The following is an 8367-nucleotide window of genomic DNA, read 5'->3' as shown; positions in this document are numbered from 1 at the left end:
CGGCGCCGCCGCGATCGACCCGGACGACCTCGCCGCCGCGCTCGTGCGCAGCCCGGACCGCGCCGTCTTCGCCGCGGACCCGCGCGAGCTGAACCACGTGCTCGACGCGCCCGGCTGGTGCGTGTTCCTGCACCCCGTCCAGTACCGGCTCGCCCACCGGGAGTCCTACGACCGGCCGGTCCTGGTCACCGGCGGCGCGGGCACCGGCAAGACCCTCCTCGCCCTGCACCGGGCCGTCTTCCTCGCCGCGCGCGGCGCGGGCCCGGTCCTGCTGGTCACCTTCTCCCAGCGGCTGAGCGGCGAGCTGTCCTCCCGGCTCGACCTGCTCATCGAGGACGGGGTGGTCCGCAAGCGCGTCGAGGTCGGCAACGTGGACCGGCTGGCCCACCGCATCGTCTCCGACGCCGAGGGGCACCCGCCCGTCCTGGTCGCCTCGGACGAGCTGGGCGCGCTCTGGCGGGAGGCGGCCGGCGGCCGCAGCCCGGCGTTCCTGCTGCGCGAGTGGGAGCAGGTGATCCTGGCGCAGAACCTGCGCACCCTGGACGAGTACCTGTCCGCTCCCCGGCCTGGCCGCGGCGTCGCACTTCCCGCGGACGAGCGCGCCGCCGTGTGGGCGGCGGTCGAGCACGTCACCGGGCGGCTGGCCGAGCGCGGCAAGCGCACCCTGCTCCAGCTCGCCGCCGAGGCGTCGATCCTGCTCGGCCAGACCACCGGCGACCTGCTGGAGGAGGCCGCGCCCCGGCGGGAGCCGTACCGGCACATCGTGGTGGATGAGGCGCAGGACCTGCACCCGGTGCAGTGGCGGCTGCTGCGCGCCGCGGTGCCGCACGCGCCGGACGACCTGTTCATCGTGGGCGACCCGCACCAGCGCGTCCTCGACACCCGGGTCTCGCTCGCCTCGCTCGGAATCGACGCGGTCCAGCAGCGGCTTCAGGTGTCCCACCGTCTTCCGGGGGAAATCCTCTCCTGGGGGGTACGGCTGCGCGGGGGCGGGCCTGCCGACGGGCTGGTGGCCGGAGTGCAGGAGATGTACGGTTTCCGCGCCACCCGACACGGCCCGCATCCCGTGGTCCGCGCCTATGACTCATCGGAGGACGAGCTGAACGGCCTGGTAGCGCACGTCTGGCGGTGGATCCGGGAGGACGGTGTGCCTCCGCGGGAGATCGCCGTCGCCGCCAGGACCCCCGGGCTCGTCCGGGACGCCAGGGCCGCCCTGCGGGATTCGGGGGTGCGGGTGACCACGCTGCACGGCATGAAGGGGCTGGAATTCCGGCGGGTGGCCGTGATCGGCGTCGCCGACGGGGTGGTGCCCGACCCCGGCTCGCTCACCCCGGCCGGGGAGGACCTCTCGGCCCGGGCGCACGACCTCCAGCGCGAACGGGGCCTGCTGTACGTGGCCTGCACCCGGGCGCGGGAACTGCTCTACGTCTCCCACTCCGGGCGGGCCAGCCCGTTCCTTCCCAGCTGATCACATACTCTGAACTGCGGATACATTCCCCTTGCCGGTTGGACCCCAATGAACCTCAGCCTGAGCGACATCGCGCCACCCCTGCGCTGGACCTCTCCCGGCCAGGTAGCGCCGATCGCCAACGACCCCCGCCTCCCCGAGGCGTGGTGGCAGGCGCTTCCGCTGGAGCGTGCCTGCTCCGTCGTCGGGACCCCCGAGGTCGCGGGGCGGCTCGCCGACCTCGCCCTGTCGTGCTGGGGCCATCTGATGCTCGGCGACGTCCTGCCCCTGCTCAGGTTCGCCGACCCGGCCTCGAGCGTGCACACGCCCGAGGGTCTCGGCCGCGAGACCGTGCACAAGCTCTTCACCGGGGTGCTGGAGCGGCTGCTCGAACCCGTGACCGAGGACAGCGTCGCCCCCGTTCCGGTCTCCCGGCCGGACCGGCCGCTGCCGGAACTGATCGACGAGGTCTTCGCCACCCTGGACGAGCGCCAGCGCGCCATCGCCCGGGACCGCCTGTACGCCTCCCAGCGGGTGACGCTGGACGAGCTGGCCCAGCGGTTCTCGGTGACGCGCGAGCGCATCCGGCAGATCGAGCGCGACCTGCGCGACCACGTGGACACCTGGCTCTCCGGCCCGGACGCGGCCCCGCTGGTGGCGCACGTGTCGTGGCTGCGCGGCCGGCTCGGCTCGGCGGTGCCCGCCGACGACCTCGCGGCGGCGGTGCCGTGGCACCGCACGGAGCTGAAGACGCTCTCCATCCCGGCCTGGCGGTTCGTGCGGACCCTGCTGACCGGCTACGAGCAGGTCGACGGGTGGCTGGTCGCGGGGGGCGCCGACGAGCTGCGGGAGAAGACCCGGCAGCTGTTCACCGACGGGCCCCGGCCCCTGGCGGAGGCCGTCACGCTGGTCAGCCAGCTCGGCATCCGCGAGGACGTGGCCGAGCGGTGGCTCGTCTCGGTGCCCCAGCTGCGGGTGCTGGAGGAGCACGTGGTGCCCTGGCCGCGCAGCGTCAACGACAAGGCCGAGGCCGTGCTCGCGGTGGCCGGCGGCGCGCTGACCCCCGAGGAGATCCAGGAGCGCATCGGCGAGGACTACAGCCTGGTCGGCATCCGCAACCAGCTCACCGCCGACGACCGGTTCCTGCGGCTGGACCGGAACAAGTACGGCCTGACGCGCTGGGGCGGCGAGCAGTACCTCGGCATCCGCGAGATGATCGCCCGGGAGATCGAGCGGGCCGGCGGAGAGGCGCCGGTCAACACGATCGTCACCAACCTGACCTCCCGCTACGACGTGAGCGAGAGCTCGGTGCGCGCCTACGCGGGCGGTCCCGGATTCGAGCGCACCCAGCGCGGGTGGATCCGGGTGGCCGGGGCCGAGCAGAGCGACTACCAGCCGCGCCGCGACGTCGCCTCGACCCGCCGCTGCTTCCGCAGCCGGGACGGCCGCTGGTGGCACCGGGTGGACGTCAACGCCGAGCACCTGCGCGGCTCCGGCTCGCCACTGCCCACCGGCTTCGCCGCCTATCTCGGGATGGCCCCGGGAGGCCAGCTCACCGCCTCCACCCCGTCGGGCGACGTGGTGATCAGCTGGCACAACCAGCCGACCATGGGCTCCATCCGCCCGATCCTGGTGGCCGCGGGCGCCTCCGAGGGCGACCACGTCTTCCTGACGGTCTCCGACGGCGGCGAACTGCTCACCCGCTACCTGCCCGCGGCGGTCGCCGGCATCCCGGCGCTGAACCGGGCCCTGCACCTGATCGGCTACACCGCCCCGGTGGCCTCGGAGGCCGAGGGCCTGCGCCTGATCGGCGGCCGCATCGGCCTGTCCGAGGGCGCGGCCCGCGACGAGGTCCTGGTCCGCCTGCGGGACCGCGGCGACCGCGACATCCTCACCTTCCTGGAGGGCACCGCCTGATGGGCCTTCCCGGCGCACACCGCCCAGCAGATCTTCCCGGCGCACGCCGCCCGGTGGATCTTCCCGGTGCGCGCCGCCCGACGAGACGACGGGGGCCGTTCCGTGCTGAGACTCCTTGACCCCGGCGGCCGGACCGACCGGGTCGTGCCCGAGGGTGCCCGCTCCCTGCGGATGTACACCTGCGCCCCGCCCGCGGACCGCCCCGCCCGGCTGGGCGACCTGCGGCCGCACCTCCTGGCGGACCTGGTCAGGCGGGTGTGCGAGCGGCACCGGCTCCGGGTCGTCCTGCACCGCGTGGCCGGGGGTCCCGGCGGGCTCCACGGGACCGGCTCCGGGGCTTCCGGCGGGCTCCACGACGGGGCTACCGGGCAGACCGGCGGGGCTCCCGGCTCGGGCGGGCCTTCCGTCCGGGAGTACGTGCCCTCCCACGAGGAGGTGTTCCGCGCGGACGCGACGGCGCTGAACCTGCGTCCGCCCGAGCACTCGCCCCGCGGGAGCGAGGCGGCCGTCCTGCTCGCCGAGATGGCCGTCGTCTCCGAGGCCCTCCCCCCGGCCGGAGGGGACGTCCTGCTGAGCTCCCCCGAGGAGACCGTCCTGCTGGAGGCGGTCGCCCCGGGGGCGGCCCGGCGGCCGGTCCGCAGCGCGCCGCTGCGCTTCGAGGGCGGAGGCGGGAGCCCCGGGGCGGAGGTGTCCCTCGGGGACGTGGCCGCGGCGGGCCTCGACCCGCTGGCCGTACGGCTGGCGCTGCTGGAGCACCGCTACCGCGAGCCGGTGGACCTCACCTGGGACGCCCTGCGCGCCGCCGACCGGGCGCTGCGGCGCCGGCGGGCCCGTGTCGCGGAGTGGTCGGAGTCCCCCAGCCGGCCGATGCCCGCCGAGCGGGTCGCCCGGATCGAGGCCGCCTTCGACGACGACCTCGACACGCCGCTGGCGCTGCGGCTGCTGGACGAGATGGAGACAGACGAGTCGCTCGCCCCGGGCTCGCGGTTCGAGGCCTTCCTCCACCTGGACCAGGTCCTCGGCCTGGATCTGCCGCTGGACGTCGGCCGGCCCCGACCCTCCCGCCGGGCGCCGCCGAACTGCTGGAGCGGCGCCGGGCCGCCCGCGAGGCTGGCGACCAGGCCGCCTGCGACCTGCTCGCCCGGGAGCTGGCCGCGCTGGGCGTCGAGGTCGCCGATACCCCGCAGGGCCAGTCCTGGACGGTCCGGTAGCGGGAGTCCCGGGTTCCCTCTCCGGGAGGCGCACGTGCTCCTCCCGCCCCGGCTTCCCCCTGCCTCGGCCGTGCGCTTCCCGGAGAACGAGCTCTGGACGACCCGGGACGGCCTGCGGTGAATGTCGGTGCCGCCCGCTAGCGTCCCGTCTCATGAGTGAGATCGGTGTTGTCGTACGGCCCGCCCAGGCCCAGGACCTGGACGGGGTGGTGGCCTGCAGCGCGGCGCTGTTCGCCGAGGACGCCGGAACGCGGGACCCGTCACTGAACATCGCCTGGCCGCGCGAGCACGGCGCGGCCAGGTTCGCCGCGGCGATGGACGACCCGGCCCGCCTGGTCATGGTCGCCGACGACGGGGGGCGGATCGTCGGCCACCTGACCGGTTCGCTGTCCGGGCCCACCGCGATGCGGCCGGTCGCGGTGGCGACGCTCGGCAGCATGTACGTCCAGCCGCCCTACCGGGGCCGCGGCGTCGGGGCACGGCTGGTGGCGGAGTTCCGAGCCTGGGCCCGGGAGCACGGCGCGCAGTACGCCGGGGTGACGGCCTACGCCGGCAACGAGGGCGCCGTGCGCTTCTACCTGCGCCACGGTTTCGCGACCCGCTCCACGGTCCTGGAGACGGCCCTCTAACTAACATGGCATGCAACTAACATCAGACGTTAGTTGCATGCCATGTTAGTTTGCCGCCATGAGCATTGGGCGTTTCGTCGGCCGGACAGCGGAGCTTGAGGCGCTGGAGCACTGGTGGGGCGGCTCTTTCCCCCGCCCCGCACTGCTGTGGGGTCGGCGGAGAGTCGGCAAGACCGCGCTGATCGAACGATTCTCCGCAGGACGGCGGGTCGTCTTCCACACGGCGGCACGCCGTCCCGTCCTGGACGAGCTGGCGGAGCTCTCCCACCGGGTCGCGGCAGCGGTTCCCAGCCCCGGGCGCGACCTGATCAACAGGCCGTACGAACGCTGGGAGGACCTGCTCGAGCAGTTGGCCCTGGCCGCCCGCGACGAGCCGCTCCTGCTGGTGCTCGATGAGTTCCCCGAGCTGATCGCCGTCTCTCCCGCGCTGCCCGGGATCCTGCGGGCCTTCCTCGACCGGTCTCGCGGCAGGACCCAGCTCCGCATCCTGATCTGTGGTTCCTCCGTACGGACGATGGAGGCCATCCAGGACTACCGGGAGCCGCTCTACGGACGCTTCGATCTCACCTTGCTGCTCCATCCGTTCCGCCCGCGCGAGGCCGCGGCGATGCTGCCCGACCTGCGACCGGCCGAACGCGCACTGGTCTACGGCGTGGTCGGCGGCATGCCGCAGTATCTCGAATGGTGGGACCAGAGCGCACCGGTGAGCGACAACCTCCGGCGGCTGGCCTGCATGCCCGGCTCTCTCCTGCTCAGCGAGGGGGAACGGGTGGTGGGTTCCGAGGCGGAGTCGGGTGCGCTGCCCGCCGCGATCCTGTTCGCGATCGCCTCCGGGAAGACCAAATACCAGGAGATCTCCGACGCGGTCAAGGCCGAGCCTAGCCGTACGCTCGACCGGTTGATCCAGATGCGGCTGGTGGAGCGTCAGATCCCCGTCACCGAGGATCCCCGGCGCACCCGCAGGAGGATCTACCGGATCGCCGACAATTTCCTCGCCTTCTATCTCGGTGTCCTCGAGAGCTACCGCGCCGAGATCGAGCGCGGGCTGGGACCGGCCGTCGTCGGTGAGATCGTCGCCGACCTGGACGGTCACATGGGAGCCGTCTACGAGGAGGCCTTCCGGGATCACCTCCGGCGCCTGGCCGTGGCCGGACGGCTCGGTCCCTCGGTGATCGCTGTAGGTCCGTGGTGGCGGGCCGACGGGCAGGACGAGATCGACGCCGTGGTGATCGGGCGACGCGACCGCACCAAGGTGCCCGTCATGGTGGGCGAGTCCAAGTGGGCCCGCGAAGTGGACGCGGCCAGGCTCCGCCGGAAGCTCACCGCCAAGGCGACGGGGCTCACCGACGCTCCCGACGACCTCCGCTATGCCGTCTGCGCCCGCGAGTCGGTCGTCAACGCGGACCCGGACCTCCTCGCGGTCACCGCCGCTGACGTCTTCGCCCCGGATCTCTCCTGAACGGCCGCCGGAGACGGCTCTCCACGGTCGCGGGCCGTCGGGCCTCCGAGGTCGCCGGAGGCTTCCGGGGGTCTCCGCGCGAGGTCGCCGGAAGCCGCGGGAGCCGGGGTCTACGGGAGGGCGTGCGGGCTGACGACGATGCCGTCCTCGTCGCTGTAGAGCCAGGCGCCGGGAGCGAAGGTGACCTCGCCGAAGGTGACGGGGACGTCGAGGTCGCCCTCGCCCGCCTTGGCGCTCTTGCGGGGGTTGGAGCCCAGCGCCTTGATGCCGAGGTCGAGGCCGGCGAAGGCGGCGGTGTCGCGGACGGCGCCGTTGACGACCACTCCGGACCAGCCCGAGGCGACGGCGGAGGCGGCGATCAGGTCGCCCATCAGGGCGGTGCGCAGCGAGCCCGCGCCGTCCACCACCAGGACCCGGCCCTCGCCCGGCGTGGCCAGGACCTGTTTGACCAGGGCGTTGTCCTCCAGGCAGCGGACGGTGGCGATCGGCCCGGCGAACCGGGTGCGCAGGCCGTACGAGCGGAACTGCGTCACGCAGCTCGCCAGGATGTCGCCGTGGGCGTCGATCAGGTCGGCGGTCGTGAACTCCATGCGCCGCATTCTCCCGGCCCCGGTCGCGGCCGCCCCGCCCGGGGCGGGCGCGCCCGGGGCCCGTACCGTCGCGGCGGATCCGGGCGAGGGTCCTCTCCCCGGCTGCCCCCGCCGCCGCGCCCTCGCCCGGGTCCACCACGGCGGCGTGCGGGGGTAGCCGCCGTCCTCCAGGTCCGCCAGCCGCTCGAAGACGTTCCAGGAGCCGGGGTTCCCGCAGACCAGCGCCGAGACGGCCACCGCGGCGAGGTAGAGCGGGAGCATGGGCAGGCCGGCGCACGCGGCGTACTGCGAGGCGTGCCGGTCCTCGTGGCGGAGCAGGGCACCGGTCAGGTAGCCCTCCCCGTGCCGGGTCAGCACCACGTTGCCGACCGTGAACGCCCCCGCCACCGGGAACGGGATGCGGTAGCCGTACGCCAGCAGGAGGCCGTCCGGACCGGCGGTCAGCCTGGCTCGGCCCAGACGGGCCACCAGCAGCCCCAGCGGGGTGGAGAGGTTCGCGTAGTTGAGCGCCCGCCGCGCCCGGTGCCACCGTCGCATACGGCGATTGTGCGCCCTGCGGACGCCCGGCGACAGGGCGGGTCCGCGACGGGGAGGCGCCGTGGGGAGAGGTTCACCCCAGCCGGCGGTAGCGGCCCTCGTGGTAGAGCAGCGGCGAACCCTCCGCCGGGGTCGCCACCGCGACCACCGCGCCGACCACGATGGAGTGGTCGCCGGCGTCGTGGACGGCGGTGGTCCGGCACTCCAGGGTGGCCAGCGCGTCGTCGAGCAGCGGGACGCCGAGCCCGCCGTGGTGGTGCGGGCGGCCGTCGAGCTGGCCCTCGAGCGGGCGGCCCCGGTGGGCGAAGAAGCGCGAGACGTCCTCGGCGGTGTCGGGCAGGACCGACACCCCCCACACCCCCGCGGCGAGCACCGCGTCGTGGAAGCGGGCGATCTTCTCCGCGCAGAACAGCGCGAGCAGCGGGTCCAGGGAGACCGACGCGAAGGAGTTCACGGTCATCACGTGGTCGACCCCGTCGAGCCGGGTGGTCACGACGGCGATGCCGGTCGCGAAACGGCCGACGGCCCTGCGGTAGGCGTCACGGTCCACCTGCTGCTCAACGTGCACGCACGCCAC

At 74.2% G+C, this 8367-nt stretch carries 7 protein-coding genes; 5 read left to right on the top strand and 2 right to left on the bottom strand.

Annotation, left to right across the window (positions count from 1 at the left end; all coding sequences use genetic code 11):
- From ACWJ6R_RS07035 to ACWJ6R_RS07015, 5 genes are all read left to right on the top strand, one after another.
- Positions 1-1468, top strand: a 1468-nt coding sequence (locus ACWJ6R_RS07035) for a UvrD-helicase domain-containing protein (protein ID WP_449061401.1), incomplete at its 5' end; no start/stop codon positions are given.
- Between the two features lie 48 nt (positions 1469-1516).
- Positions 1517-3364, top strand: a complete 1848-nt coding sequence (locus tag ACWJ6R_RS07030; protein WP_449061400.1) for a sigma factor-like helix-turn-helix DNA-binding protein — start codon at positions 1517-1519, stop codon at positions 3362-3364.
- 257 nt (positions 3365-3621) lie between these two features.
- On the top strand, positions 3622-4575 hold the full coding sequence (locus tag ACWJ6R_RS07025) for a CysS/YqeB C-terminal domain-containing protein (RefSeq protein WP_449061404.1): 954 nt from the start codon (positions 3622-3624) through the stop codon (positions 4573-4575).
- A gap of 152 nt (positions 4576-4727) precedes the next feature.
- Positions 4728-5204, top strand: a complete 477-nt coding sequence (locus ACWJ6R_RS07020) for an N-acetyltransferase family protein (protein ID WP_449061399.1) — start codon at positions 4728-4730, stop codon at positions 5202-5204.
- Positions 5205-5262: 58 nt separating this feature from the next.
- Complete coding sequence (locus tag ACWJ6R_RS07015) at positions 5263-6663, top strand: ATP-binding protein (RefSeq protein ID WP_449061398.1); 1401 nt, start codon at positions 5263-5265, stop codon at positions 6661-6663.
- A gap of 110 nt (positions 6664-6773) precedes the next feature.
- Here the strand turns inward: ACWJ6R_RS07015 and rraA are convergent, their stop codons facing one another.
- Both rraA and ACWJ6R_RS07005 read right to left on the bottom strand, forming a co-directional pair.
- Positions 6774-7253 carry a ribonuclease E activity regulator RraA gene (gene rraA, locus ACWJ6R_RS07010; protein ID WP_449061403.1) on the bottom strand — a complete coding sequence of 160 codons (480 nt, stop codon included), beginning with the start codon at positions 7251-7253 and terminating at the stop codon, positions 6774-6776.
- 610 nt (positions 7254-7863) lie between these two features.
- Positions 7864-8358 (bottom strand): flavin reductase family protein, encoded by a 495-nt coding sequence (locus ACWJ6R_RS07005; RefSeq protein ID WP_449061397.1) that lies wholly within the window; start codon positions 8356-8358, stop codon positions 7864-7866.
- Positions 8359-8367: the final 9 nt, after the last annotated feature.

It is taken from the genome of Planomonospora algeriensis, from assembly GCF_977012225.1.
The sequence above is the reverse complement of the archived record's forward strand: the minus strand, read 5'-3'. Positions and strand labels throughout refer to the sequence as shown.

Coding starts and splice junctions, on each gene's coding strand:
- ACWJ6R_RS07030 (WP_449061400.1), top strand. CDS start 1,517: ATGAACCTCAGCCTGAGCGACATCGCGCCACCCCTGCGCTGGACCTCT.
- ACWJ6R_RS07020 (WP_449061399.1), top strand. CDS start 4,728: ATGAGTGAGATCGGTGTTGTCGTACGGCCCGCCCAGGCCCAGGACCTG.
- ACWJ6R_RS07015 (WP_449061398.1), top strand. CDS start 5,263: ATGAGCATTGGGCGTTTCGTCGGCCGGACAGCGGAGCTTGAGGCGCTG.
- rraA (WP_449061403.1), bottom strand. CDS start 7,253: ATGGAGTTCACGACCGCCGACCTGATCGACGCCCACGGCGACATCCTG.